20 protein-coding genes are annotated in these 24,455 nt (G+C 60.2%); 12 read left to right on the plus strand and 8 right to left on the minus strand.

Annotated features, from left to right (window positions below; translation table 11 throughout):
* Positions 1–301: hypothetical protein (locus tag H8S56_RS24430; protein WP_408003838.1), on the plus strand; the 301-nt coding region annotated here is incomplete at its 5' end.
* On the opposite strand, the gene trmA is transcribed toward H8S56_RS24430, so the two are convergent.
* Both trmA and H8S56_RS20420 read right to left on the minus strand, forming a co-directional pair.
* The gene (gene trmA, locus H8S56_RS20415; protein ID WP_187519606.1) at positions 291–1,376 is read right to left on the minus strand and encodes a tRNA (uridine(54)-C5)-methyltransferase TrmA; all 1,086 of its coding nucleotides are present in this window, start codon (positions 1,374–1,376) and stop codon (positions 291–293) included. The genes H8S56_RS24430 and trmA overlap by 11 nt on opposite strands.
* The gene (locus tag H8S56_RS20420) at positions 1,373–2,668 is read right to left on the minus strand and encodes an NCS2 family permease (protein ID WP_187519607.1); all 1,296 of its coding nucleotides are present in this window, start codon (positions 2,666–2,668) and stop codon (positions 1,373–1,375) included. The genes trmA and H8S56_RS20420 overlap by 4 nt, the downstream gene beginning before the upstream one ends.
* A 277-nt stretch (positions 2,669–2,945) precedes the next feature.
* On the opposite strand from H8S56_RS20420, the gene H8S56_RS20425 reads away from it, so the two are divergent.
* The 6 genes from H8S56_RS20425 (at position 2,946) to H8S56_RS20450 (ending at position 9,705) form a co-directional block, all read left to right on the plus strand.
* Entirely contained in the window at positions 2,946–3,476 is a 531-nt protein-coding gene (locus H8S56_RS20425; protein ID WP_187519608.1) for a (2Fe-2S)-binding protein, read from the plus strand.
* Entirely contained in the window at positions 3,473–4,462 is a 990-nt protein-coding gene (locus H8S56_RS20430; protein WP_187519609.1) for an FAD binding domain-containing protein, read from the plus strand. The genes H8S56_RS20425 and H8S56_RS20430 overlap by 4 nt, the downstream gene beginning before the upstream one ends.
* On the plus strand, positions 4,459–6,660 hold the full coding sequence (locus H8S56_RS20435; RefSeq protein ID WP_187519610.1) for a xanthine dehydrogenase family protein molybdopterin-binding subunit: 2,202 nt from the start codon (positions 4,459–4,461) through the stop codon (positions 6,658–6,660). Before H8S56_RS20430 ends, H8S56_RS20435 begins: the two co-directional genes overlap by 4 nt.
* 405 nt (positions 6,661–7,065) lie before the next feature.
* Entirely contained in the window at positions 7,066–8,505 is a 1,440-nt protein-coding gene (locus H8S56_RS20440; RefSeq protein ID WP_187519611.1) for a cytochrome ubiquinol oxidase subunit I, read from the plus strand.
* 3 nt (positions 8,506–8,508) lie between these two features.
* On the plus strand, positions 8,509–9,516 hold the full coding sequence (gene cydB, locus H8S56_RS20445) for a cytochrome d ubiquinol oxidase subunit II (RefSeq protein ID WP_187519612.1): 1,008 nt from the start codon (positions 8,509–8,511) through the stop codon (positions 9,514–9,516).
* Between the two features lie 21 nt (positions 9,517–9,537).
* The gene (locus tag H8S56_RS20450; RefSeq protein WP_032622535.1) at positions 9,538–9,705 is read left to right on the plus strand and encodes a DUF2474 domain-containing protein; all 168 of its coding nucleotides are present in this window, start codon (positions 9,538–9,540) and stop codon (positions 9,703–9,705) included.
* Between the two features lie 96 nt (positions 9,706–9,801).
* Here the strand turns inward: H8S56_RS20450 and H8S56_RS20455 are convergent, their stop codons facing one another.
* Positions 9,802–10,926 carry a methyltransferase gene (locus H8S56_RS20455; protein ID WP_024684983.1) on the minus strand — a complete coding sequence of 375 codons (1,125 nt, stop codon included), beginning with the start codon at positions 10,924–10,926 and terminating at the stop codon, positions 9,802–9,804.
* Positions 10,927–11,034: 108 nt separating this feature from the next.
* Positions 11,035–11,271, minus strand: a complete 237-nt coding sequence (locus H8S56_RS20460; RefSeq protein WP_235986828.1) for a helix-turn-helix domain-containing protein — start codon at positions 11,269–11,271, stop codon at positions 11,035–11,037.
* A gap of 348 nt (positions 11,272–11,619) precedes the next feature.
* Between H8S56_RS20460 and H8S56_RS20465 the strand changes: the two genes are divergently transcribed.
* Positions 11,620–12,396, plus strand: a complete 777-nt coding sequence (locus H8S56_RS20465; RefSeq protein ID WP_024684985.1) for a ferredoxin--NADP reductase — start codon at positions 11,620–11,622, stop codon at positions 12,394–12,396.
* A gap of 185 nt (positions 12,397–12,581) precedes the next feature.
* Here H8S56_RS20465 and mscL read toward each other — a convergent pair whose 3' ends face one another.
* Positions 12,582–13,028: a large-conductance mechanosensitive channel protein MscL gene (mscL, locus tag H8S56_RS20470; RefSeq protein ID WP_024694619.1), complete on the minus strand. Its 447-nt coding sequence runs from the start codon at positions 13,026–13,028 to the stop codon at positions 12,582–12,584.
* A 190-nt stretch (positions 13,029–13,218) separates the two neighbouring features.
* On the opposite strand from mscL, the gene radA reads away from it, so the two are divergent.
* Positions 13,219–14,586 carry a DNA repair protein RadA gene (radA, locus tag H8S56_RS20475; RefSeq protein WP_024684987.1) on the plus strand — a complete coding sequence of 456 codons (1,368 nt, stop codon included), beginning with the start codon at positions 13,219–13,221 and terminating at the stop codon, positions 14,584–14,586.
* A gap of 6 nt (positions 14,587–14,592) precedes the next feature.
* Here the strand turns inward: radA and H8S56_RS20480 are convergent, their stop codons facing one another.
* On the minus strand, positions 14,593–14,961 hold the full coding sequence (locus H8S56_RS20480) for a PilZ domain-containing protein (RefSeq protein WP_187519614.1): 369 nt from the start codon (positions 14,959–14,961) through the stop codon (positions 14,593–14,595).
* A gap of 282 nt (positions 14,962–15,243) precedes the next feature.
* Here H8S56_RS20480 and H8S56_RS20485 point away from each other — a divergent pair, with 282 nt between their 5' ends.
* From H8S56_RS20485 to yjiA, 3 genes are all read left to right on the plus strand, one after another.
* Positions 15,244–17,319 carry a carbon starvation CstA family protein gene (locus tag H8S56_RS20485; protein WP_024684989.1) on the plus strand — a complete coding sequence of 692 codons (2,076 nt, stop codon included), beginning with the start codon at positions 15,244–15,246 and terminating at the stop codon, positions 17,317–17,319.
* A gap of 27 nt (positions 17,320–17,346) precedes the next feature.
* Positions 17,347–17,544: a YbdD/YjiX family protein gene (locus H8S56_RS20490; RefSeq protein WP_004884022.1), complete on the plus strand. Its 198-nt coding sequence runs from the start codon at positions 17,347–17,349 to the stop codon at positions 17,542–17,544.
* Between the two features lie 95 nt (positions 17,545–17,639).
* Positions 17,640–18,617 (plus strand): GTPase, encoded by a 978-nt coding sequence (yjiA, locus tag H8S56_RS20495; RefSeq protein WP_187519615.1) that lies wholly within the window; start codon positions 17,640–17,642, stop codon positions 18,615–18,617.
* A 93-nt stretch (positions 18,618–18,710) separates the two neighbouring features.
* On the opposite strand, the gene glyA is transcribed toward yjiA, so the two are convergent.
* Together glyA and H8S56_RS20505 are read right to left on the minus strand one after the other, a co-directional pair.
* Positions 18,711–19,964 carry a serine hydroxymethyltransferase gene (glyA, locus tag H8S56_RS20500; protein ID WP_024684991.1) on the minus strand — a complete coding sequence of 418 codons (1,254 nt, stop codon included), beginning with the start codon at positions 19,962–19,964 and terminating at the stop codon, positions 18,711–18,713.
* 476 nt (positions 19,965–20,440) lie between these two features.
* Complete coding sequence (locus tag H8S56_RS20505) at positions 20,441–24,280, minus strand: sensor domain-containing protein (protein WP_328803440.1); 3,840 nt, start codon at positions 24,278–24,280, stop codon at positions 20,441–20,443.
* Positions 24,281–24,455: the final 175 nt, after the last annotated feature.

The raw sequence follows: 24,455 nt of genomic DNA on the forward strand, positions 1-24,455 counted from the left end.
CGAGGCGGTTTTGAAGCGCCGCATCAGTGACTGTACTGACGCCATCGCCGGCAAGCCGCCTCCCACGATCTGGTGCCTGCTGCAAGGCTTGTGCATAAAGCGCAGCACGGGACTCAAACGGTCGTCGCTGACGGAATGCTTAACCTGTGGGAGGCGGCTTGCCGGCGAGGCGGTTTTGAAGCGCTACATCAGTGACTGTACTGACGCCATCGCCGGCAAGCCGCTTCCCACGATCCGGTGCCTGCTGCGAGACTTGCGCTCAGGCGCAGCACGGGCACCGATCGTCGGTCTCAACGCCTGACCAGCAACACACCCGATTCCATATGGTGGGTGTAAGGGAATTGGTCAAACAGTGCGCAGCGCTCCACTCGGTGGGTGTCGTGCAACTGGGCAATGTTGGCGGCCAGGGTTTCCGGGTTGCAGGAGATATACAGGATGCGCTCGAACCGACGGGTCAGTTCGCAGGTGTCGGCGTCCATGCCGGCACGCGGCGGATCGACGAACACGCTGCCGAACTCATACTGCTTGAGGTCCACACCGTGCAGGCGGCGGAACGGGCGAACCTCGTTCAGGGCCTGGGTCAGTTCCTCGGCAGACAGGCGCACCAGCGTGACGTTGTCGACGGCGTTGTCTTCCAGATTGCTCAGCGCGGCATTGACTGACGTCTTGCTGATTTCGGTCGCCAGCACTTTACGCACCCGAGTCGCCAGCGGCAGGGTGAAGTTGCCGTTGCCGCAATACAGTTCCAGCAGATCGTCATCACGCTCGCCCAGCGCGTCGTACGCCCAGTTGAGCATTTTCTGATTGACCGTGCCGTTGGGCTGGGTGAACGCACCTTCCGGCTGGCGATAGCTGAAGATGCGCCCGGCAACGTCGAACTGCTCGGTCACGTAATCGTGGCCAATGACCAGCCGCTGGCCCTTGGAGCGCCCAATCAGGCTCACCTTCAGTTCAGCCGCCAACACCTCGGCCTCGGCTTGCCAGACGTCGTCCAGCGGGCGGTGATAACACAGCGTGATCATCGCATCGCCCGCCAGGGTGGTCAGAAAGTCCACCTGGAACAGCTTGTGATTCAGCGTCGGGCTGGCTTCCCAGCGCTCGCGCAGCACCGGCATCAAGGCATTGATCCGCTCGCTGGCAATCGGCAGGCCGTCGAGCAGAATCGGGGTCTTGTTGTCGCCGGGCGCGAACATCGCGTAATACCGCTTCTGGTCTTCGCGCCACAGGCGGAACTCGGCTCGCAGGCGGTAATGCTCACGCGGCGAGTCGAACACCTGCGGCTCGGGCGCATCGAACGGGGCCAGCAACTCGCGCAGGCGTGCGGTCTTTTCTGCGAACTGACGGTCGTAGCTCGCGGGGTCGAAGGGAACACTCATGCGTTGAACCAGCCCAGCTTGATCACGAACAGGATCGACAGGATCACCAGCGCAGCATTCAGCTCACGCCCGCGACCCGACAACAGCTTGATCGCCGTCCAGGAAATGAAACCAAAAGCGATGCCGTTGGCGATGGAATACGTGAATGGCATGGCCAGCGCAGTAATCACCACAGGTGCTGCGACAGTGATGTCATCCCAGTCGATCTCGGCCATACCAGAGGCCATCAGCACGGCGACGAACAGCAGGGCAGGCGCGGTCGCGTAAATTGGCACGCTGCTGGCCAATGGCGCGAAGAACAGCGCCAGCAAAAACAATACTGCTACGACGATGGCCGTCAGGCCGGTACGTCCGCCGGCGCTGACGCCCGCAGCCGACTCGATGTAGCTGGTGGTCGTCGAGGTGCCCAGCAGCGAACCGGCCATGGCTGCCGTGCTGTCCGCAATCAGGGCGCGACCCATTTTCGGCATGTGGCCGTCCTTGCCCATCAGCCCGGCGCGCTTGGCGACGCCGATCAGGGTGCCGGAGTTGTCGAAGATATCGACGAACAGGAAGGCGAAGATGATGCTGACCAGACCGACGTCCAGCGCGCCCAGAATATCCAGTTGCAGGAAGGTCGGCGCCAGCGAGGGCGGCATCGACATGACGCCGGCGAATTGGCTGAAGCCCAGCGCAATGGAAGCAAGCGTCACCGCCAGAATGCCGATCAGCACCGCGCCCTTAACCTTGAGCTTGTCCAGCGCAATAATCAGAAAGAAGCCCAGCGTAGCCAGAATCGGGGCGGGCTGCTTGAGATCGCCCATGCTGAGCATGGTGACCGGATGGCTGACCACGATACCGGCGTTTTGCAAGGCAATCAGTGCCAGGAACAGACCGATACCGGCCGCAATCGCCGAGCGCAGGGGCAGGGGAATGCTGTTGATGATCCACTCACGGATGCGAAAGATCGACAGCAGAAAGAACATCACCGCCGACAGGAACACCGCGCCGAGCGCCACCTGCCAGGTATGCCCCATGTGCAGGACCACGGTGTAAGTAAAGAAGGCGTTCAGGCCCATGCCCGGTGCCAGGGCAATCGGGTAGTTGGCGATCAGGCCCATCACGGCCGAGCCGATGGCGGCGGCCAGACAGGTCGCAACGAACAGCGCCCCTTTATCCATGCCGGTCTCGCCAAGGATGCTCGGGTTGACGAACAGGATGTAAGCCATCGCCAGAAAGGTCGTGACGCCCGCAAGGATTTCGGTTCTTACGTTGGTGTTATGTGCCTTGAGTTGAAACAGCCTTTCCAGCATGTCGGGCTCTCCGGGACGCGGCCTGCGTCGTGAATGATTCGACTCCACCAGCAAAGCACAGACTGCCTGAGCAGTCCGCAGAATTTATGGCGGGTCGGAAAAAGCCGCGCATCATACCAGCAGGCAAACGCGATAGGTGCTTGTGGATGACGGCTTTTGGATGATCTGCACGCTTGTCTATCGCTGCCGAGAAACCCTGAACGTTGCAAATCACGCGAAGTCGTACCCCCTAAGACGCATAAAAATGCGCTGAATGAGTACCTACCGTGAGGCTGCCATGAATGTTCCGAACCCGATTCCAAAGGATGTCGCAAGTCACGCGATTTCCCTGACCCTCAATGGGCAACTGCGTCAACTCGATGTACAGCCCTGGACCACCTTGCTTGATCTGTTGCGCGACCGGCTCGATCTGGTCGGCACCAAGAAAGGCTGCGATCACGGCCAGTGCGGTGCTTGCACCGTGCTGCGCGACGGCAAGCGTATCAATGCCTGCCTGACCCTGGCGATCATGTGCGACGGCGCCGAGCTGACCACCATCGAAGGCCTGGCTGATGGCGATACGCTGCACCCGATGCAACAGGCCTTCATCAAGCATGACGCGTTCCAGTGCGGTTATTGCACGCCAGGGCAGATTTGCTCGGCTGTGGGCCTCGCCAATGAAGGGCGCGCCAGCACCCGTGCCGAGATTCAGGAACTGATGAGCGGTAACCTCTGTCGCTGCGGTGCCTACAGCAACATTCTGGCCGCAGTGGAAGAGGCCTTGCCGCAGTTCCACGATGCGACCAAAGCGCAGGAGGTGAGCCGATGAATCCGTTCACCTACAGCAAGCCTGCCGATATTCGCGCCGCCATTGATCTGAGTGGCCCGGCCACACGGTTTATTGCAGGCGGCACCAACCTGCTCGATCTGATGAAAGAAAATGTCGCTCGCCCCGAGCATCTGATCGACATCAATGATCTGCCGCTCAAAGACGTGAGCGAGACGGCTTCGGGCGGGTTGATGATCGGTGCGCTGGTCAGCAATGCCGACCTGGCCTGGCACCCGCTGGTCGAAGCGCGTTATCCGTTGTTGAGCCAGGCGTTGCTGGCGGGCGCGTCGCCACAGTTACGCAACATGGCCAGCACGGGCGGCAACCTGTTGCAGCGCACCCGGTGCTACTACTTTTACGACGCCAGCGTGCCGTGCAACAAGCGCGAGCCAGGCAGCGGCTGCCCTGCGAAGGACGGCCTCAATCGTATTCATGCGATCTTCGGTGCCAGCGACGACTGCGTCGCCACGCATCCTTCCGACATGTGCGTGGCTATGGCTGCGCTGGAAGCGGTGGTGCATGTCGAGGGCCGCGCAGGTCGTCGCACCATCGAATTTGCCGACTTCCATCGTCTGCCAGGCGATGCGCCGCAGCGTGACAATCAGTTGGCCGACGATGAACTGATCACGGCCATTGAGCTGCCTGCCCCGCGTTTCGCTGGTCACAGCGCTTATCTGAAAGTGCGCGACCGCGCTTCTTATGCGTTTGCGCTGGTGTCTGTCGCCGCTGCGCTGGAACTGAACGGCGATGTGGTGAGCGAGGCGCGTCTGGCGCTTGGCGGTGTAGCGCACAAGCCGTGGCGCGACAAGGAAGTCGAGCGGTTGCTGATCGGCAAGCCCGCCACACGCGAGCATTTTGCGGCCGCAGCAGACGCTATGTTGGCGGATGCACAACCGCTTGAGCACAACGCTTTCAAGGTCAGGCTGGCGCGCCGGGCGATCATTCGCGCCCTGAGCGACGCGGCACTGGGAGGTACTGCCCAATGAATGTTTCCTTCTCCCCGATGGGCAAGCCCGTGGACCGCGTCGACGGCAAACTGAAAGTCACAGGCGGCGCGCGCTATGCCGGTGAATACCCGGAAGACGGCCTGCTGTTCGGCAGCGTCGTTTCCAGCACCATCGCCAACGGTCGTGTGCTGAGCATCGACACGTCCGAGGCGTTGAAGGTGCCGGGCGTGGTCGCGATTCTGGATCACACCAATCGTCCTTCGCTGGCCAGTTACGACGAGAACTACGAAGACGCCGATTCGGCGGACGGTTCTCCGTTTCGGCCACTGTATAACGACAACGTGCTGTACAGCGGCCAGCCGTTGGCGCTAGTCGTGGCTCAATCCCTGGAAATGGCCCGGCATGCAGGCTCGCTGATTCGTATCGAATACGATCAGCAGGCGCACCAGACCGACTTGCTGGCCGAACTGGGGCAGGCTCACGATGTATCGTCCGAGCTGCCTAAACCACGCGGCAATTTCGAGGCGGAACTGGCCAGTTCCGCGCTGAGTGTCGATGCGACCTACAGCACGCCCAGCGAATACCACAATCCGATGGAGCCGCACGCGTCGACCGTGCTGTACCAAGCCGACGGCAGCCTGCAGATTCACGACAAGACTCAGGGCACGCAGAATTGTCAGGATTACCTGCACGAGGTCTTCGGCCTGGAAAAGGACAAGATTCGTTTGCTGGCTGCGTTTGTCGGTGGTGCCTTCGGTTCCGGTCTGCGTCCGCAATACCAACTGCCATTGGCCGTCATGGCCGCCTTGCACCTCAAGCGTTCGGTGCGGGTCACGCTGACGCGCCAGCAGATGTTCACCTTCGGTTACCGTCCGCGTACGGTGCAACGATTGCGTCTGGGCGCAGCGGCCAACGGGCGCTTGCTGGCCATCGGGCATGAAGCGATTGGTCAGACGTCGCGCTTCGAGGACTTCACCGAGCACGTCGTGGAATGGAGCGGCATGCTCTATCAGTGCGACAACGTGCAATTGACCTACAAGCTAGTGCCGCTGGACGTGTTCACGCCGCTGGACATGCGTGCGCCGGGCGCGGCGTTGGGCATGATTGGTCTTGAGTGTGCGATGGATGAACTGGCGTGTGCGCTGGCCATCGACCCCGTGCGCTTGCGCCTGACCAATTTCGCCGAGCGCAACGGCAACGAAGACAAGCCGTATTCCAGCAAGGAACTGCGCGAGTGTTATGCACAGGGCGCTGAGCGCTTTGGCTGGGAACGTCGTAACCCTGAACCGCGCAGCATGCGTGAAGGCCGCCAACTGGTCGGCTGGGGTATGGCCGGTGGTGTCTGGGAAGCGATGCAGATGAAAGCCAGCGCCAAGGCGCGCCTTGGTTCGGACGGCAAGCTGGTGGTCAGCAGTGCAACCACTGACATCGGCACCGGCACATACACGGTCATGACCCAGATTGCCGCCGAAACCTTGGGGTTGGCGGTGGAAGACGTGACCTTCCTGTTGGGCGATTCGTCGCTGCCGACCGCGCCGCTGCAAGGCGGCTCGTTCACCGTGTCGTCAGTCGGTACAGCGGTGCAGCAAGCGTGTCAGGCCTTGCAGCGTCAGTTGCTGGAAGTCGCGAAGGGCAGGTATCCACAGTACGCCTCGGCCACGCCGGATGAGGTGCGGTTTGAGTCGGGCAGTCTGTATCTGGGTGATCAGATCGTTTCGATGGCTGAACTGGCGGCGGCTCAAGCCAGTGGCGTGATCGAAGTCCAGGTCGATGCCGAGCCTGACAAGAAGCGCGAGGCCTACGCGGCGGCTACCCACTCGGCGGTATTCGTTGAAGTGCTGGTGGACGAGGATCTAGGCACCATCAAGGTCAATCGGGTGGTCAGCGCCATTGCGGCCGGTCGCGTGGTCAATCCCAAGATGGCCCGCAGCCAGATCCTTGGCGGCGTCGTGTGGGGTATGGGCATGGCCTTGCAGGAGGAAGCCATGCTGGATCACGACCTGGGTCGGCCGATGAATCACAGTCTGGCGGAGTACCACATTCCGGTTAATGCCGATATCGGTGACATTGATGTGCTGTTCGTCGAAGAACACGACGAGATCGTCAATGCACTGGGCTCCAAGGGCGTCGGCGAAATCGGCATCGTGGGTGTTCCGGCAGCGATTGCCAACGCCATCTACCACGCCACTGGCAAGCGGGTGCGCGAGTTCCCGATTACGCTGGACAAGCTGTTGTAAGCCTATCGATGCGACATCCTCGTGGGAGCGAGCGTGCTCGCGAAAACGGCCGGACAGACGCCAGACAGTGAGCGGATGTACCGGCCCGTTAGTAAGCAGGCTCACTCCCACGGCCCCTTCAAGTGCTGCGTCGCAGCCTTATATCGAAGACACAGAGAGGCCTCCCGCTGCCCCGGGTGAGTCATCCCGTCACGCGACAAAAGACCACACGGCTTAAGTGGCTGAATGGGACTACTCTTTAGCTGTCGGTTGATCCGTGTCATCGCGGATTGACCGCAGATGTGGGCCAACCCGTCAATTTGCATGACGGTCATAACAAACAGAGAGACAAACGCTCCACAGCCGTGGGGGCATTCGCTGCCGGTTCGCTACCGTCGGTCGGTTTCACCTGAGAGAGGTACACTTATGTTCGGTTCTGAGGCTCTCGATCTCGCCCGAATTCAGTTCGCATTCACGATTTCGTTCCACATCCTGTTTCCTGCCATCACCATTGGTCTGGCAAGTTACCTGGCTGTGCTCGAAGGCTTGTGGCTGAAGACCCGCGAAGATGTGTATCGCGACCTGTACCACTTCTGGTCCAAGATCTTTGCCGTCAACTTCGGCATGGGCGTTGTGTCCGGACTGGTCATGTCCTATCAATTCGGCACCAACTGGAGCCGCTTCTCCGACTTCGCAGGCGCGGTCACTGGACCGTTACTGACGTACGAGGTGTTGACGGCGTTTTTCCTTGAGGCCGGTTTCCTCGGTGTGATGCTGTTCGGCTGGAACCGCGTTGGACGCAAACTGCATTTCTTCTCCACGGTGATGGTCGCCGTCGGTACGCTGATTTCCACCTTCTGGATTCTGTCGTCCAACAGCTGGATGCAGACCCCGCAAGGCTTTGAAATCATCGACGGTCGTGTGATCCCGACCGATTGGTTTGCCATCGTCTTCAACCCGTCGTTCCCGTATCGCCTGACACACATGGCGATTGCTGCCTTTGTCGCGACAGCGTTCTTCGTCGGCTCTTCGGCCGCCTGGCACTTGTTGCGTGGCCGCGACACGCCCGCCGTGCGCAAGATGCTCTCGATGGCGATGTGGATGGCACTGATCGTTGCGCCGATTCAGGCTGTCGTGGGTGACTTCCACGGCTTGAATACCCTCAAGCACCAGCCAGCCAAGATTGCCGCCATGGAAGGTCACTGGGAAAACGTTGGCGATGAGCCGACACCGCTGATTCTGTTCGGCATTCCTGACATGAAGGAAGAACGCACCAAGTACGCGGTGAAAATTCCGTACCTGGGCAGCTTGATCCTGACGCATAGCCTGGACAAGCAAGTCCCGGCTCTGAAGGAGTTCAAGCCTGAAGACCGTCCGAATTCAACCATCGTGTTCTGGTCGTTCCGGATCATGGTTGCACTGGGTATGCTGATGATTCTGACCGGCCTGTGGAGCCTGTGGCTGCGCAAGCGCGGTACGCTCTATCAGTCGCGTCCTTTCCTGTACCTGACCTTGTGGATGGGGCCTTCGGGTCTGGTGGCAATCCTCGCAGGCTGGTTTACCACCGAGGTCGGCCGCCAGCCGTGGGTCGTCTACGGCCTGATGCGTACCGCCGATGCTTCGTCCAACCACAGCGTGGCGCAGATGAGCATCACTCTGGCGCTGTTCGTGGTCGTGTACTTCGTGCTGTTCGGCGCGGGTCTGGGCTATATGATGCGTCTGGTGCGCAAAGGTCCGAAAGCGTACGTCGATCACGTGCCACAAGGTGGCCCCGGTCAGAAACGTACACCGGCCCGTCCGCTCTCTGCCGCGATTGAAGGCGTAGACGATGGCGACAATGTTGACGCGCTCGGCAAGGGGAATTAAGCCATGGGTATCGATCTTCCGCTGATCTGGGCCGTCATCATCATCTTCGGCATCATGATGTATGTCGTGATGGACGGCTTTGACCTGGGTATCGGGATTCTTTTCCCGTTCATGAAAGACAGTTCCGACCGGGACGTGATGATGAACACCGTCGCGCCGATCTGGGATGGCAACGAAACCTGGTTGGTACTGGGGGGCGCGGCACTGTTCGGCGCGTTTCCGCTGGCCTACTCGGTCGTGCTGTCGGCGCTGTACCTGCCCTTGATGTTCATGCTGTTAGGCTTGATTTTCCGTGGCGTGGCGTTCGAGTTTCGGTTCAAGGCTACCGAAAAGAAGCGTCACCTGTGGGACAAGGCCTTTATCGGTGGTTCTCTGGCCGCGACCTTCTTTCAGGGCGTGGCGTTAGGCGCATTCATCGAGGGCATTCCGGTGGTGAATCGCCAGTTCGCAGGCGGCTCGCTCGACTGGCTGGCACCGTTCCCGATGTTCTGCGGCCTGGCCCTGATCGTGGCGTATGCGCTGCTGGGCTGCACCTGGCTGATCATGAAAACCGAAGGTTCGCTGCAGAAGGCGATGCATGACCTGGCGCGCCCTCTGGCCGTGGCCGTTCTGGTGGTCATGGGGGTGGTGAGTCTGTGGACGCCGCTGGCGCACCCTGACATCGCGCATCGCTGGTTCAGCATGCCGAACCTGTTCTGGTTCATGCCGGTGCCGATTCTGGTGCTGGTGACCATGTACGGGCTGTTCAAGGCCGTGGCACGCAACGCGCACTACACGCCGTTTCTGCTGACCCTGCTGTTGATCTTCCTGGGTTATAGCGGGCTTGGCATCAGCCTGTGGCCGAACATCATTCCGCCGTCGGTCTCGATCTGGGACGCCGCCGCGCCGCCGCAAAGCCAGGGCTTCTTGCTGGTCGGCACGCTGTTCATCCTTCCGTTCATCCTGGGATACACCTTCTGGAGCTACTACGTGTTCCGCGGCAAAGTCACCGCAGAAGACGGTTATCACTAGTCCGAACAGAGGAGATTGATCATGTCTGGCAAAAAAACCATGCACGACCCGGATCCGGCACTCAGCAAACCGCTCTGGCAACGAGTGGCCTGGCTGGTCGGCATCTGGGCGGGCAGTGTGCTTGCGCTGTTCATCGTCGCCAGCCTGATGCGCATGTTCATGAGTGCGGCTGGCCTGACCACGCACTGATCGGCCACGCAACGCATTCCCGCACCGTGTCCACGGACACGTTTTACAGACCCTCCGGTTTCGGAGGGTTTTTTTTGAGCTGCGAAAAGCGGGGTGTTACTTGCGGGCCTTGAGGATCACGAACTTGGGCGTTGCTGCCACCTGCTCGACACCCCGGAACAGCCGCGACAGCTTGGTGTGATAGCCCAGATGACGGTTGCCGACGATGTACAGCGCGCCGCCTGTTACAAGGGCTGCGCGGGCCTGCTGGAACATGCGCCAGGCCAGGAAGTCGCCGACTACCTGCTGCTGATGGAAGGGGGGGTTGCACAGCACCACGTCCAGTGAATCTGGCTCTTGACCCGCCAGGCCGTCGGCGGCGCGGATCACCACGTCTCGCTCGCCCAGGCGGGCTTGCCAGTTCTCGGCGGCGGACTGCACGGCCATGAATGACTCGTCCACCAGCGTGTACTGCGCCTGGGGATTGTCCAGTGCGCTGGCAATCGCCAGTACACCGTTTCCGCAGCCCAGATCGGCGACCCGTGCTGCGCCGAGGTTTTTTGGCAGATAGGGCAGAAAGGCACGCGTGCCGATGTCCAGGCCTTCCCGGCAGAACACATTGGCATGGTTAAGCAGCTCGATGGCAGGCTCGTCGAGCGTGTAGCGCGTGGGGTAGGGCGACGACCTGATCTCCTTGATCTGCGGTGTCGCGAACAGCAGACGGGCTTTCTTGACCGCCAGCGAGGCCTGCACCGGCCCCACGTACTCTTCGAGCAGATCGCCGGCCGAGCGTGGCAAGTGTTTGATCATCGCCGCCGCAATCACGCGGGCACCGGGGGCCAACTGGCCTTGCAGACGAATCAGTTGTTCTTCAAGCAGGGCCAGCGTCTTGGGCACCCGGATCAGTACCCAGTCAAACGGGCCCGTCAGTGGCGCGCTGGCGGGGATCAGCGGCACGCTGTCGTAGGCCAGGCCGTTGCGCGTCAGGTTTTTCTCAAGGCCTTGGGCGGCGAGGAACGAGTCGGTGCTGCTGACCACTGTTGCATGAGGCGCAAGGCTGGCCGCCAGTGCGCCAAAGCTGTCATTGAGGACCAACACGCGGCTTTGCAGGGCCAGCCCGGTTTCTGCGACGAAATTGAGCAGGTACTCGTCAGCGGCATCGAATGCCTGTAGCGGCTCATCTTGCTGTTCGGGTTGGCGAATGAGGTCAAGTTGAGCAAAAGGGCTGATGAGCAAGGGCATTGGCAGGACAACTCTGGGCAGGCACGTAAGCCCGTTGACTTACGGGCTCGCTGAGAGAGGTGATTTTACGTACTTTTCTCGCTTTGGCACCTGCCCATTGCTGCACTATCAAAGGTCTAGCTGGATAACCCCGCTTTTTACCGCTCGGGCCACTGCTGCGGTTTTGTTGGTAGCGCCCATTTTCAAAATGGCACTGGCAACGTGAAAATTGATCGTGCGCTCCTTGAGGCTCAGAATGATGGCGATATCGGCTGCGGTCTTGCCCTCGGCAGACCATTGAAGAACCTCGATTTCTCTCTGTGTCAATTCTTTGGGATGGGGAAGGTGCCAAGCGTTGATGTCCATGATGTTCCTGATCGCCTCCATACCTTTGATGGCGAAAGTTTGCTGTGCTTTTATCCAGTCTAGAGAAGATCAATCACGAGTTTTGGGAGTAAGCAGGGGTCCAGACGGGTGGAATGATGGCTTTTACGTACTCCCAAAGGCGTAATCTGGCCAAAACACCCGTTACAGCGCGTCTCGTCGTGAATGGGCTAAAACGGTTCGATCCGAGTGCAAGGCAGCGCAAGAACCAAATGCTCTAAGCCGCGCAGCGTTTTGGTCCGGCAGCCCCTACAAACCGGAGGTGTTTATCGCACGCGCTTTGCGGGACACTGTTCACCACCTTTCATATTCGGGAGTCCGAGACGCACCATGACCGTCAGCGAAGACAAGTTCACTCGGCAGACGCTCCAGCGTGTCACGCCATTGACCCCCAATTTGTTCACGCTGCGCGTGACCCGCGACCCTGGCTTCAGATTTCGGGCGGGGCAGTTCGCGCGTCTGGGTGTGACCAAGGCGGATGGCACCACGGTCTGGCGCGCCTATTCGATGGTGTCGTCCCCGCATGACGAGTTTCTGGAGTTTTTCTCCATCGTGGTGCCTGACGGCGAGTTCACCAGCGAGTTGAGCCGCCTGCGCGAGGGTGACAGCCTGATGGTGGAGAAACAGGCCTTCGGTTATCTCACGCTGGACCGTTTCATCGATGGGCGTGATCTGTGGCTGTTATCCACAGGCACCGGCGTTGCGCCGTTTCTGTCGATTCTGCAGGACTTCGAAGTGTGGGAAAAATTCGAGCGTGTGATTCTGGTGTATAGCGTGCGCGAGACCAGGGAACTGGCGTATCAATCGCTGATTGCCGAGCTGATGGAGCGTGAGTACCTGGCCGAATACGCCCATAAGTTCCTGTTCTTGCCCACTGTCACCCGCGAGCAGCACCCGGGCGCCTTGAACGGCCGAATCACGCAGTTGATTGAAAATGGCGAACTGGAACGCGCAGCTGGCATTGAGATCACGCCCGAGCATTCGCGTGTGATGCTGTGCGGCAACCCGCAAATGATCGACGACACCCGCGCCTTGCTGAAACAGCGCGACATGCGCCTGAGTCTTTCACGCAAGCCGGGGCAAGTGGCGGTGGAGACCTATTGGTAGGTCGCCGCCCTGTCAGACAGTCTGTACCCTTCATGGGAGCGGACCTGGCGGCGTGCCGTGTCGCTGAATAGTTGTTGGATGTACCGGCCCTTTCGCGAGCAAGCTCGCTCCCACAAAACTGATCCGCACCCCAAAAGCTGGACATCCATCTGACTTCTTGGGGGCAGATCAAACAGCGCGCATCCTCACACCGGACGAGCGGGGTCCACGGTGATCGGCGTCATTGGCTTGTTCTGCTCCTTGAGCAGGTCGCGGATCTCGCCCAGCAGCACTTCTTCTTTCGAAGGTGTTGGCGGCAGGGTAGGGGCCTTGGCTTCTTCACGCTTCAGGCGGTTGATGGCTTTGACGCCCATGAAGATGGCGAATGCGACGATGATGAAGTCAATGACGGTCTGGATGAACTTGCCGTAGGCCAGCAGCACGGCCGGGGCTGTTCCGTCAGCGGCTCGCAGGGTCACCGCCAGGTCACTGAAGTCAACGCCACCGATCAATAGCCCCAGTGGCGGCATGATTACATCGCCGACGAACGACGAAACGATTTTGCCGAATGCCGCGCCAATGATGATACCGACGGCCATATCGACCACGTTACCTTTGACCGCGAATGCCTTGAACTCGCTTAATACGCTCATGAGTAATTCCTTGTTACAGCTTAAATGACCCGGTCAAGTGTAATGCACTCACCCGGGTGTTGCCCGTGCATGTTCAATCGACCGGGCTGATTCGTGGAAGTTTTATCGGTCTTGAACGCCCAGCTTCGATGACCGGCCAACGGGTGTCGCAACCTGCGTTATCATGTGCGCTTTTACGATTGGGGTTGTCATGGCCAAGGCCAAACGCTTGTACGGCTGCACAGAATGCGGCGCGACATTTCCCAAATGGGCGGGCCAGTGCAGCGACTGCGGTGCCTGGAACACCCTTGTCGAGACCATGATCGAAAGCGGCGCGGCGGCTGCGCCGAGCGGTCGTGCAGGCTGGACCGGCGCGCAAGCGCAGATCAAGACCCTGGCTGAGGTCAGCGTCGAGGAAATCCCTCGTTTTTCGACCAATTCCGCCGAGCTGGACCGCGTGCTGGGCGGCGGTTTGGTGGACGGCTCTGTGGTGTTGATCGGCGGTGATCCCGGCATCGGCAAGTCCACAATCCTGCTGCAAACCCTGTGCAACATTGCGCAACGCATGCCTGCGCTGTACGTGACGGGCGAGGAGTCCCAGCAGCAGGTTGCCATGCGCGCCCGTCGTTTGGGGCTGCCGCAGGACAAGCTGCGGGTCATGACCGAGACCTGTATCGAATCCATCATCGCCACGGCGCGGGTCGAGCAGCCCAAGGTGATGGTGATCGACTCCATCCAGACGATCTTCACCGAACAGCTGCAATCCGCGCCGGGCGGCGTGGCACAGGTGCGTGAAAGCGCCGCGCTACTGGTGCGCTACGCCAAACAGAGTGGCACGGCCATCTTTCTGGTCGGACACGTCACCAAGGAAGGCGCGCTGGCCGGACCTCGCGTGCTGGAGCACATGGTCGACACTGTGCTGTATTTCGAAGGTGAGTCTGACGGCCGCCTGCGTCTGCTGCGCGCAGTGAAAAATCGTTTCGGCGCGGTGAACGAACTGGGCGTGTTCGGCATGACCGACAAGGGCCTGAAAGAGGTCTCTAACCCGTCGGCGATCTTTCTTACTCGTGCCCAGGAAGAAGTGCCGGGCAGTGTGGTCATGGCCACGTGGGAAGGTACGCGTCCCATGCTGGTCGAAGTCCAGGCGCTGGTGGACGACAGCCATATGTCCAATCCACGTCGGGTCACGCTGGGTCTTGATCAGAATCGACTGGCGATGCTGTTGGCGGTTCTGCACCGGCACGGAGGCATTCCGACTCACGACCAGGACGTGTTTCTCAACGTAGTGGGCGGTGTGAAGGTGCTGGAAACGGCTTCCGACCTGGCGCTGATGGCAGCCGTCATGTCGAGCTTGCGCAATCGGCCGTTGCCCCATGACTTGCTGGTCTTCGGCGAGGTGGGCCTTTCAGGCGAGGTGAGGCCGGTGCCCAGCGGGCAGGAGCGTCTTAAAGAGGCGTTCAAGCATGGTTTCAAGCGGGCCATCGTGCCCAAGGCCAACGCGCCGAAAGAAGCGCCTCCGGGGTTTCAGATCATTGCCGTGACCCGTCTTGAACAGGCGCTGGATGCGCTGTTCGAGTAAGCGGCGCTAGATTTCGATCAGCGCCGCCAGCTCGCGATCCAGTTCTTCTTCATCGCCAAGGTTCAGCTCGACCAGCCGCTTCAAGTGGCTGATCGACTGCAAGCCGATGTGCCGACACACAAAACCCAACTGGCGGTTGTTGTCGTGGGTCAGGTGCACATCCATTTTCACGTAGGTATCAGTGCTGAGGTGGATGTCGACCTGAAAGTCCTGCGCGGGGTCTCCCGTCCAGGGATCGGGCCGCTCGATCAGCAGACCCTTGAGCGACAGGTCGACCAGTTGTACTTTCCAGTGGTTGTCGCCTTGCATCAGGTCGGTTGTGGCGTCGAAAGCGATGCGTTTGAAACGTCGGCGATCTGCAGGTGAGTCAGTCATCAAGTGAACTCTCTCGTTGCGGCTTCCCGGTGCCAGGAGCATGGCGTTGCGGCTGATCAATACGGTCTTTCATGCACCATAGACCTGAAAGAGGCCTTCGGACAGATGGCCATCACAGTTTTATTGCCCATCTGTCCGCGAGCGCATGCGAACCGCTCTATGCCGGGTATCTGCCTTAATTGATCAAATTTCGGTCTAGACCATCGTGGGGGGTGGCCTTTCGCTGCGACAGCGCTAAACTCGCACTGCTTGCCTTCTAGTCAACTCTGCTGGAATAAAAAAATGAAAAATAATAATAGTCTGATGCGCCATGTTCCCTGGCTCATCGTCGCAATTGTTGGAGCATGTGCTCTGGGGGTCGTGGCCTTGCGCCGCGGTGAGGCGATCAACGCCTTGTGGATAGTGGTCGCAGCGGTCGCCATCTATCTGGTTGCTTATCGTTACTACAGTCTTTTCATCGCCAATCACGTCATGCAACTCGACCCGCTGCGCGCAACGCCTGCAGTGGTCAACAACGATGGTCTGGACTATGTGCCGACCAACAAACATATTCTTTTCGGTCACCACTTTGCGGCCATCGCAGGCGCAGGCCCGCTGGTCGGTCCGGTACTGGCGGCGCAGATGGGGTATCTGCCCGGCACGCTGTGGCTGATTGCCGGTGTGGTACTGGCCGGTGCGGTACAGGACTTCATGATCCTGTTCCTCTCCACACGCCGTAACGGTCGCTCGCTGGGCGACATGGTGCGCGAGGAGATGGGCCGTATTCCCGGCACCATCGCCTTGTTCGGCTGCTTCCTGATCATGATCATCATCCTCGCGGTGCTGGCGCTGATCGTGGTGAAAGCCCTGGCAGAAAGTCCGTGGGGCATGTTCACCGTCATGGCGACCATCCCGATTGCGATGTTCATGGGCATTTACATGCGCTACATCCGCCCGGGCCGTATCGGTGAAATCTCCATCATCGGCGTGATTCTGCTGCTGGCCTCCATCTGGGTCGGCGGCGCAGTCGCGGCCGACCCGACCTGGGGCCCGGCGTTCACGTTCACCGGCATACAGATCACCTGGATGTTGGTGGGCTACGGCTTTGTGGCGGCGATGCTGCCGGTCTGGCTGCTGCTGGCACCCCGTGACTACCTGTCGACCTTTTTGAAGATCGGCACCATCGTGGCACTGGCGATCGGCATCCTGATTCTGGCGCCCGAGCTGAAAATGCCGGCCCTGACCCAGTTCACCAACGGCACGGGTCCTGTCTGGAAGGGCGCTCTGTTTCCGTTCCTGTTCATCACCATCGCGTGCGGTGCGGTATCGGGCTTCCACGCGCTGATTTCTTCGGGCACCACGCCCAAGCTGCTGGATAACGAGAAAAACGCCCGTTACATCGGTTACGGCGGCATGCTCATGGAGTCTTTCGTGGCCATCATGGCGATGGTTGCCGCTTCGGTGATCGAGCCAGGTGTCTACTTCGCCATGAACAGCCCGGCGGCCGTGGTCGGCAGCGACGTGGTAGCGGTTGCACAGACCGTCACCAGTTGGGGCTTCACCATTACGCCTGAGCAACTGACGGCGGTGGCCAAGGACATCGGCGAGAACACCATTCTGGCCCGTGCCGGTGGTGCTCCGACGCTTGCGGTCGGTATCGCGCAGATCCTGCACCAGGTCCTGCCGGGTGAAAACACCATGGCGTTCTGGTACCACTTCGCAATCCTGTTCGAGGCCCTGTTCATCCTGACGGCGGTTGACGCCGGCACACGCGCCGGTCGCTTCATGCTGCAGGACTTGCTGGGCAGCTTCGTTCCGGCGCTTAAACGCACCGAGTCCTGGACTGCCAACGCCATCGGCACCGGTGGTTGTGTCGCACTCTGGGGTTACCTGCTGTATCAGGGCGTGATCGATCCGCTGGGTGGCATCAACACCTTGTGGCCGCTGTTCGGTATCTCCAACCAGATGCTGGCCGGTATCGCGCTGATGCTCGCAAGTGTCGTGCTGATCAAGATGAAGCGTCAGCGCTACGTCTGGGTCACCATGCTGCCCGCTACCTGGCTGCTGATCTGCACCGTGACCGCAGGCCTGATCAAACTGTTCGACTCCAACCCTGCCGTTGGCTTCCTGGCCCTGGCCAAGAAATACAGCGCAGCAGCGGACGCCGGTCAGATTCTTGCTCCGGCCAAGACCATGGACCAGATGCAGCATGTGATCTTCAACGCGTACACCAACGCGGGTCTGACCATCCTGTTCCTGTTCGTGGTGTTCAGCATTCTGTTCTACGCCCTGAAAGTCGGTATCGCGGCCTGGGGCAAGAAGGAGCGGACCGATAAAGAATCACCGTTCCAGGCCATGCCACCAGCGTCGCAGGTGTGATGATGGTCGCCCACAGAGGATTTGCTAATGTTCAATGACCTGAGTCGTCTCGGGAAGTACCTCGGTCAGGCCGCCCGCCTGATGGTAGGCATGCCGGACTACGACACGTACGTCGAGCACATGCAGACCACGCACCCGGACAAGCCGATGATGACCTACGAGCAGTTCTTTCGGGAGCGGCAAGAGGCGCGTTACGGCGGCAAGGGCGGTCCGAAGTGCTGCTGATCCTCTGATCTGCGTTATCGTTTGACTCGACGCGCCACAGGCTGTTACCTGTGGCGCGTTTTCATTTCAGCCAAATGCATCATGCCTGGAGCTTTATGAGCGAGTTGCAACCTATCCCCGTCACTGTGCTGACCGGCTTTCTCGGCGCAGGCAAGACCACGCTCTTGCGCCATCTGCTCAAGGCCGAGCATGGCCTGAAGATTGCCGTGATCGAGAACGAGTTCAGCGATGCCGGCATCGACAGCCAGTTGCTGGGCACTGACCCCGTGCAAGTCATGACTTTGTCCAATGGCTGCGTCTGCTGCACCATCCACACGGACCTGACCAAAGCGCTGTACCTGCTGCTCGAACGCCTGGACAGCGGCGAAATCGCCTTCGACCGGTTGGTGATCGAATGCACCGGCCTGGCCGATCCTGCTCCCGTTGCGCAGACATTTTTCATCGACGAAGAACTGCGTGAGCGCTACATCCTCGACGGCATCATCACCCTGGTCGATGCCGCGCACGCCGATACTCACCTGACCCAGACCATCGCCCAGGCGCAGATCGGCTTTGCCGACCGGTTGCTGGTGAGCAAGCGCGATCTGGTCGACGACGCCGCGTTTGAAGCCCTCAGTGCGCGCCTGACCCGCATCAACCGCCGGGCTCCGATCCGTATTGTCGAGCACGGCAAGATCGATCTGGCCGAATTGCTCGACGTGCGTGGCTTCAACCTCAATGCCGACCTTGGCGGCGGGATGATCTTGCGTCCGCTGGCACCTGTCGGTAACTCCGGCGACCGCATCACCAGCCTCGTCCTGCGCAGCGACAAGCCCCTGGATCTGGACCGTCTCAGCGAATTCATGAACGAACTGCTGGAAGACCACGGCAAACAACTGTTGCGCTACAAAGGTGTGCTCAACATCGCGGGTGAAGACAGGCGCATGGTGTTTCAGGGCGTGCTCAAGCTGTATGGCTTCGACTGGGACACCGAATGGGCCGAAGGCGAGCCGCGCGAGAGCGTGATCGTGTTCATCGCCGACGAGCTGCCGGAGGAGAAGATTCGGGCGGGGTTTGCGAGGATTTCGGCGTAGCTGCTGTAAAGCGAATCCCTCAAACGTGCGCGCAATAAAAAACCCCGGCTCTTTCGAGTCGGGGTTTTTCGTTATCGCGTCAAATGGATCAGATCAAGCGCCGTAAACCGGCAGCTTGGCGCAGATGGCCTTGACCTTCTCGCGTACCGCGTCGATCACGGTTTCGTTGTTCAGGTCAGCCAGGATGTCGCAGATCCAGCCAGCCAGTTCTTTGCACTCTGCTTCCTTGAAGCCGCGAGTGGTCACTGCCGGGGTACCGAAGCGCAGGCCGGAGGTGACGAACGGGGAGCGTGGATCGTTCGGGACGGAGTTTTTGTTGACTGTGATGAAGGCGCGACCCAGGGCGGCGTCGGCGTCTTTACCGGAAATGTCCTGCTTGATCAGCGACAGCAGGAACAGGTGGTTTTCAGTACCGCCGGATACCACGTCGAAACCGCGCTCGATGAACACGCCGGCCATGGCCTTGGCGTTCTTGACCACTTGCTGCTGGTACGCCTTGAACTCAGGCTGCAGCGCTTCCTTGAAGCACACGGCCTTGGCGGCGATGACGTGTTCCAGCGGGCCGCCTTGTGCGCCCGGGAATACGGCCGAGTTCAGCTTTTTCTCGATGTCGGCGTTGGCGCGAGCCAGGATCAGACCGCCACGTGGACCGCGCAGGGTCTTGTGGGTGGTGGTGGTCACGACGTCAGCGAAAGGCACCGGGTTCGGGTAGACACCAGCGGCGACCAGACCGGCCACGTGGGCCATGTCGACGAACAGGTAGGCACCGACCTTGTCAGCGATGGCGCGGAAGCGCGGGAAGTCCAGAATCTGCGAGTAGGCAGAGAAACCGGCCACGATCATTTTTGGCTTGTGCTCAACGGCCAGACGCTCGACTTCGTCGTAGTCGATCATGCCGTTGGCGTCGATGCCGTACTGCACGGCGTTGTACAGCTTGCCCGACGACGAAACGCTCGCGCCGTGGGTCAAGTGACCACCGTGGGCCAGGCTCATGCCCAGAATGGTGTCGCCGCCCTGCAGCAGCGCCAGGTACACAGCCGAGTTGGCTTGCGAGCCTGCGTGCGGCTGGACGTTGGCATAATCGGCGCCGAACAGTTCCTTGGCACGGTCGATGGCCAGTTGCTCAACCACGTCTACGTATTCGCAGCCGCCGTAGTAACGCTTGCCTGGGTAGCCTTCGGCGTACTTGTTGGTCAGGACCGAGCCCTGAGCTTCCATGACGGCCGGACTGGTGTAGTTTTCCGAGGCGATCAACTCGATGTGTTCTTCCTGACGCAGAGCTTCTTGCTCCATGGCGGCAAACAGATCGGCGTCGTACTTCGCGAGAGTCAAATCACGGCTGAACATGGCAGTCCTCAAGGGGGCATGGCGGAAAAGGGGGCTATTCTAACCCATCGGGTTTTATCTGGCATATGAAAGGCAGTCATGTGACGGATGAATGGGGTGCAGCTTGGGCCAGTCGAAGGGTTTCCGCGCTTCAGTGCTCAGCGTCATGCACACGTCAAAAAGGACGTTGGAATCGAGCTGAACGGTGATGGCTGGCTGAACACTCCGTGGGAGCGGACTTGTCCGCGAAGACTGAGTTTCAGGCGCCACACATTGGCTGAGTGTACTGGCCCCTTCGCGGACAAGTCCGCTCCCACTGGCTAATGGGACCGATTTTCACTCCGTGGGAACGGACTTGTCCGCGAAAGCCATGGGTCAGACGACCCTGCTTCAGCGGATGTGCCGGCCTCTTCGTGAGCAAGCTCACTCCCACAGAGTGTGCGTTTATCCTGCGATACCTGTGTAAAACGCCCAATCAGCATCAGCCACAAGCGCGTTCAGTCCAGCATGAACAATGCATCATTGCTGAACTGTGCTTCGAACTGGTGGGCGGGCATCGGGCGGCCGAAGAGGTAGCCCTGGACTTCGTCGCAGCCGTGTTCGCGCAGGAAATCCAGTTGCTCCTGGGTTTCCACGCCTTCGGCAATCACCGCCAGATTCAGGCTGTGGGCCATGGCGATGATTGCCCGGGCGATCTGCGCATCCTGTTCGCCGGAAGGCAGGCCGTCGACGAAGGTGCGGTCGATTTTCAAGACGTCGATCGGGAATTGCTTGAGGTAGTTCAGCGACGAGTAACCCGTGCCGAAATCGTCCACCGCAATGCTGAGGCCCAGGTTCTTGAGGCCGTCGAGAATCTGCATGGCTTCATTGACCTCGCGCATTAGGATGCTTTCGGTCAGCTCCAGCTCCAGGCACGCGGGTGAAAGGCCGGTCTGATCAAGGATGTTGGCGATGCGTTTGCCAAGCTGGCCGTCCGAGAACTGCCGTGCCGAGATGTTCACCGAGACTTTCGGCACGCGCACTTTGGCCTGATGCCACTGCTTGAGCTGGCTGCAGGCTTCGGTCAGCACCCAGTCGCCCACTTCAACGACCAGGCCCAGCTCTTCAAGGACCGGAATGAAGTCGTTGGGCGGGACCAGCCCGCGACGCGGGTGACGCCAGCGCAGCAGCGCCTCGGCCCCGGTCAGGCGTTTGCCGTCTCCGCTGAACTGCGGCTGGTAATACAGCGTAAATTCCTTCTGCTCCAGCGCATGGCGCAGGTCGCTCTCCAGCTCCAGGCGTTCCAGGGCCGTGGCGTTCATGTCTGCCTGATAGAACTGGAAGTTGTTCTTGCCGCGCTCTTTGGCGTGGTACATCGCGGTGTCAGCGTTTTTCATCAACTGACTTAGTTCATTGCCGTCCTGAGGGCTCAAGGCGATGCCGATACTGGCCGTCACGAAAAACTCTCGCCCTTCGAGCACAAAGGGCGTCACCAGGCTGGTGAGGATCTTTTCGGCCACATGAATGGCGCGCTTCAGTGCGCTGTCCCGGGTAGGGCCTGGCTGCAGCAACAGGGTGAATTCATCTCCGCCCATGCGTGCAACCGTGTCGTCGTCGGTCACGCAGGCCAGCAGGCGCGTGGCCATTTCCTTGAGCATGCGATCGCCTGCGGCATGGCCCAGGGAATCATTGATCGGCTTGAAACGGTCAAGGTCCAGAAACATAAGCACCACCCAGGCCTGCTGACGTTCGGCCTGCTGCAGGGCCGAATGCAGACGATCCTGGAACAGCGTGCGGTTGGGCAGGTGCGTCAGGGCGTCGTAATAGGCCAGTCGATGGATGCGCTGTTCGCTGGCCTTGCGCTCGCTGATGTCGCTGAAAAAGCACACATAGCTGGCCAGGTCGCCTTCATTGTCAACCACCGCCGTGATGCCGACCCACGCAGGATAATGCTCGCCGCTGCGTCGCTTGAGCCTGATCTCGCCTTCCCAGGAGCCGCTCTGTTTGAGTTGTGTGAGGATGTAGTGCACGTGTGCTTCCTGCCCGGCTTCCACCGTCAGCATGCCCGGCAACTGGTCGAGCACCTGAACCACCTCATAGCCACTGACCCGGGTGAACGCTTCGTTCGCCTGGACGATGTAGCCTGCAGGATCGGTGATCAGGATGGCCGAGGTCGAGTGTTCGAACACCGTCGCTGCCATGCGCAGGTCTTTTTCGGCGCGCCGCTGCTGACTGATGTCGCGGCCGACACCGAGAATGCCTTCGAAGTTATCGTGCTCGTCCCACACCAGCACCAGACGCAGCTCCACCGGGATCTTGCGGCCGTCAGCCCGCAGGCAGTCGAACAGGAACAGTCGCGGCGCTGTGTCGCTGCGCAGGCGTGCCAGTTCCTCGGGCTTGTCGAGTACTTTGCTGATGGACCTCATCAGCGCGTCGAAACCCACCAGTTGCTGCGGGTTGGCGACCGCCGCGCCCCAGCCGTGGGTCAGGATCCAGTCGGCGCTGTAGCCCAGCACGCTCTGCACAGACGGGCTGACGTAGTTGGCCTCAAGCTGGCTGTCAGTCGAGAAGATCACGTCGCTGATGCTTTCGGCGAGCATGCGATAACGCTGCTCGCTGTCACGCAGTGACTGGCTGGACGCAACCTGGTCGGTGATGTCCTTGGCCACGCCTATGATGCGGGTCACCAGGCTCTGACTGTCGCGCGCCAGGGCCTGCTCGCGAACATCGAAGCACCGCCAGTTGTTGTCACGATCACGAAAGCGCAGCACGCACTGCAGCAGTTCGTTGTGGCCGTGGTGGCGCTGACGCAGGCGCATGTCCTGATAAGGCTTGGCGTCGTCCGGGTGCAGCAGGATTTCCCAGAAGAACTCGCCCATCGCGTGCAGCTCGGATTTACTGTATCCCAGGGTATGCCCAAGGTGGTGGTTGCTGTAGATCATGCGCTGGCTGAGCACATCCTGTACATACAGGTGGTCCGGGACCGTGCGCACCACATCCGACCAGAAGCTTTCGCGTTCCACCAGCGACAGCTCGATCTGCTTGCGGCTGGTAATGTCGCCGATGCTGAGGATCACTGCGTCGAAGTCGCTGCGGCTTTCAGGCAGCCTGAGCACCAGCCACAAGTGCTGATCCTGGCCACTGTCCTGAACAAGACGGGTTTCCAGCTCCAGTCGCGATTGCTTGTCCAGAATCGCGCGAATCACCTCGACACCAATACCCGGGTGCGCGCGCGACTCGCCTTCGATCAAACGCTGCCATGCTTGCTCGCTGGACTGGACCGCCAACAGGTCCAGCGCGACATTGTTGACCTCGTTGATACGCAAGTGCTGCAGCAGGTGCCTGAGGCTGCCCGGCTGGGTTTTGAGAAAAAGGTCCAGGTCCTCGCTGGTGCGGATATGCAGGGTCTCCAGTCGCTCGGGCAGACCGGACATGTCCATGACACAGATCGCAACGCCCGCGCCCTCGAAAATATCCCGATAACGCCGGCGGCTCTCAAGCAACTGACGCTGACGACGTCGCAGACTGAGCAGCGCCACCAGCGGTACAATCGAGAACAGCAGGCCTATCAGGCATTTTGCTATCAGCGGTGCGAGCAGGTCACTCCGCATCTTCTGTGTGTCGAACAGGCCGCGCAACTGCCAGTCGCTGTTACTTAGGGACTGCAGCAGGATGGTTTCAGTGTGGCCTGTGTCCGCGTCATCGTCGGACGCTGTTTCACGCAGGATCACGTTTCGTGTGGCGCGTTTCTCCAGGCGCCAGAGGTGCTGGAAGTCTTGCGCGGGTTGCTGGATGAAGCCCTTGAGTGCTTCGGGCACCAGACGCAGCACCCAGTAATTGCCGCTTCTGCCATTGCCCTGACGTATCAGCAGGTAGATCTGCGTGCCCTGTTCGTCACTGGTATAGAAGTAAGGGCGGCCCAAAGCCTGTGTGAGTGCATTTTTCAGGAAAACCCCATCACTGGTGGCGGCTGCGCTGTCTTTGATCACCTCGCCTGTCGGGTTGAGGCTGACTACGCTGCGCAGAGCGGGAAGGGCACTGCGCAAGGTATCGAGCGTTGCAGCCTGCTCCAGATCGCCTTCCTCACTGGCTCCCTCGTCCAGAAAATTCATGGCGATCTGCGCATTCAGTGCCATGTTCAGATTCAGCCTGTCGGAAAGCTGATTGGCGTAGTCCAGACTACGCTGGCGCATACTTGCCTGTGTCTGATGAAACTGGTCGAGCTGTTGCCAGAGCAGCAGTGCCAGCATCATGAGCACCAACGCTGCCAATACGCCTTTCAATGAGCCGCGCAGAGGCCCGCTCGTACAATCTTTGGCGATACGCGATGACAATGAGGAGGACGTTGACGTGGGCAAATCGTTGTTCCTGACTACTTAACTGAAGCAGCGATGCGTTATGCAATATAAGCCGGTCGCCCGAAGGGCGGCTAGCATGCCTTGAGTTGTGGCAGAGTGCCAGTCCTGCCGGGCCGGATCGTTTGCCCTGCAGGCCGCATTCGGGTAGCTTTGCGCAACGCGCGATGACTGCCCG

The organism is Pseudomonas triticifolii (assembly GCF_014358015.1).
GTDB lineage: Bacteria > Pseudomonadota > Gammaproteobacteria > Pseudomonadales > Pseudomonadaceae > Aquipseudomonas > Aquipseudomonas triticifolii.

What these genes read in the sequence shown, in the direction of transcription:
- trmA (WP_187519606.1), bottom strand. Translation starts at nt 1,376, where the DNA reads ATGAGTGTTCCCTTCGACCCCGCGAGCTACGACCGTCAGTTCGCAGAA.
- H8S56_RS20420 (WP_187519607.1), bottom strand. Translation starts at nt 2,668, where the DNA reads ATGCTGGAAAGGCTGTTTCAACTCAAGGCACATAACACCAACGTAAGA.
- H8S56_RS20425 (WP_187519608.1), top strand. Translation starts at nt 2,946, where the DNA reads ATGAATGTTCCGAACCCGATTCCAAAGGATGTCGCAAGTCACGCGATT.
- H8S56_RS20430 (WP_187519609.1), top strand. Translation starts at nt 3,473, where the DNA reads ATGAATCCGTTCACCTACAGCAAGCCTGCCGATATTCGCGCCGCCATT.
- H8S56_RS20435 (WP_187519610.1), top strand. Translation starts at nt 4,459, where the DNA reads ATGAATGTTTCCTTCTCCCCGATGGGCAAGCCCGTGGACCGCGTCGAC.
- H8S56_RS20440 (WP_187519611.1), top strand. Translation starts at nt 7,066, where the DNA reads ATGTTCGGTTCTGAGGCTCTCGATCTCGCCCGAATTCAGTTCGCATTC.
- cydB (WP_187519612.1), top strand. Translation starts at nt 8,509, where the DNA reads ATGGGTATCGATCTTCCGCTGATCTGGGCCGTCATCATCATCTTCGGC.
- H8S56_RS20450 (WP_032622535.1), top strand. Translation starts at nt 9,538, where the DNA reads ATGTCTGGCAAAAAAACCATGCACGACCCGGATCCGGCACTCAGCAAA.
- H8S56_RS20455 (WP_024684983.1), bottom strand. Translation starts at nt 10,926, where the DNA reads ATGCCCTTGCTCATCAGCCCTTTTGCTCAACTTGACCTCATTCGCCAA.
- H8S56_RS20460 (WP_235986828.1), bottom strand. Translation starts at nt 11,271, where the DNA reads ATGGACATCAACGCTTGGCACCTTCCCCATCCCAAAGAATTGACACAG.
- H8S56_RS20465 (WP_024684985.1), top strand. Translation starts at nt 11,620, where the DNA reads ATGACCGTCAGCGAAGACAAGTTCACTCGGCAGACGCTCCAGCGTGTC.
- mscL (WP_024694619.1), bottom strand. Translation starts at nt 13,028, where the DNA reads ATGAGCGTATTAAGCGAGTTCAAGGCATTCGCGGTCAAAGGTAACGTG.
- radA (WP_024684987.1), top strand. Translation starts at nt 13,219, where the DNA reads ATGGCCAAGGCCAAACGCTTGTACGGCTGCACAGAATGCGGCGCGACA.
- H8S56_RS20480 (WP_187519614.1), bottom strand. Translation starts at nt 14,961, where the DNA reads ATGACTGACTCACCTGCAGATCGCCGACGTTTCAAACGCATCGCTTTC.
- H8S56_RS20485 (WP_024684989.1), top strand. Translation starts at nt 15,244, where the DNA reads ATGAAAAATAATAATAGTCTGATGCGCCATGTTCCCTGGCTCATCGTC.
- H8S56_RS20490 (WP_004884022.1), top strand. Translation starts at nt 17,347, where the DNA reads ATGTTCAATGACCTGAGTCGTCTCGGGAAGTACCTCGGTCAGGCCGCC.
- yjiA (WP_187519615.1), top strand. Translation starts at nt 17,640, where the DNA reads ATGAGCGAGTTGCAACCTATCCCCGTCACTGTGCTGACCGGCTTTCTC.
- glyA (WP_024684991.1), bottom strand. Translation starts at nt 19,964, where the DNA reads ATGTTCAGCCGTGATTTGACTCTCGCGAAGTACGACGCCGATCTGTTT.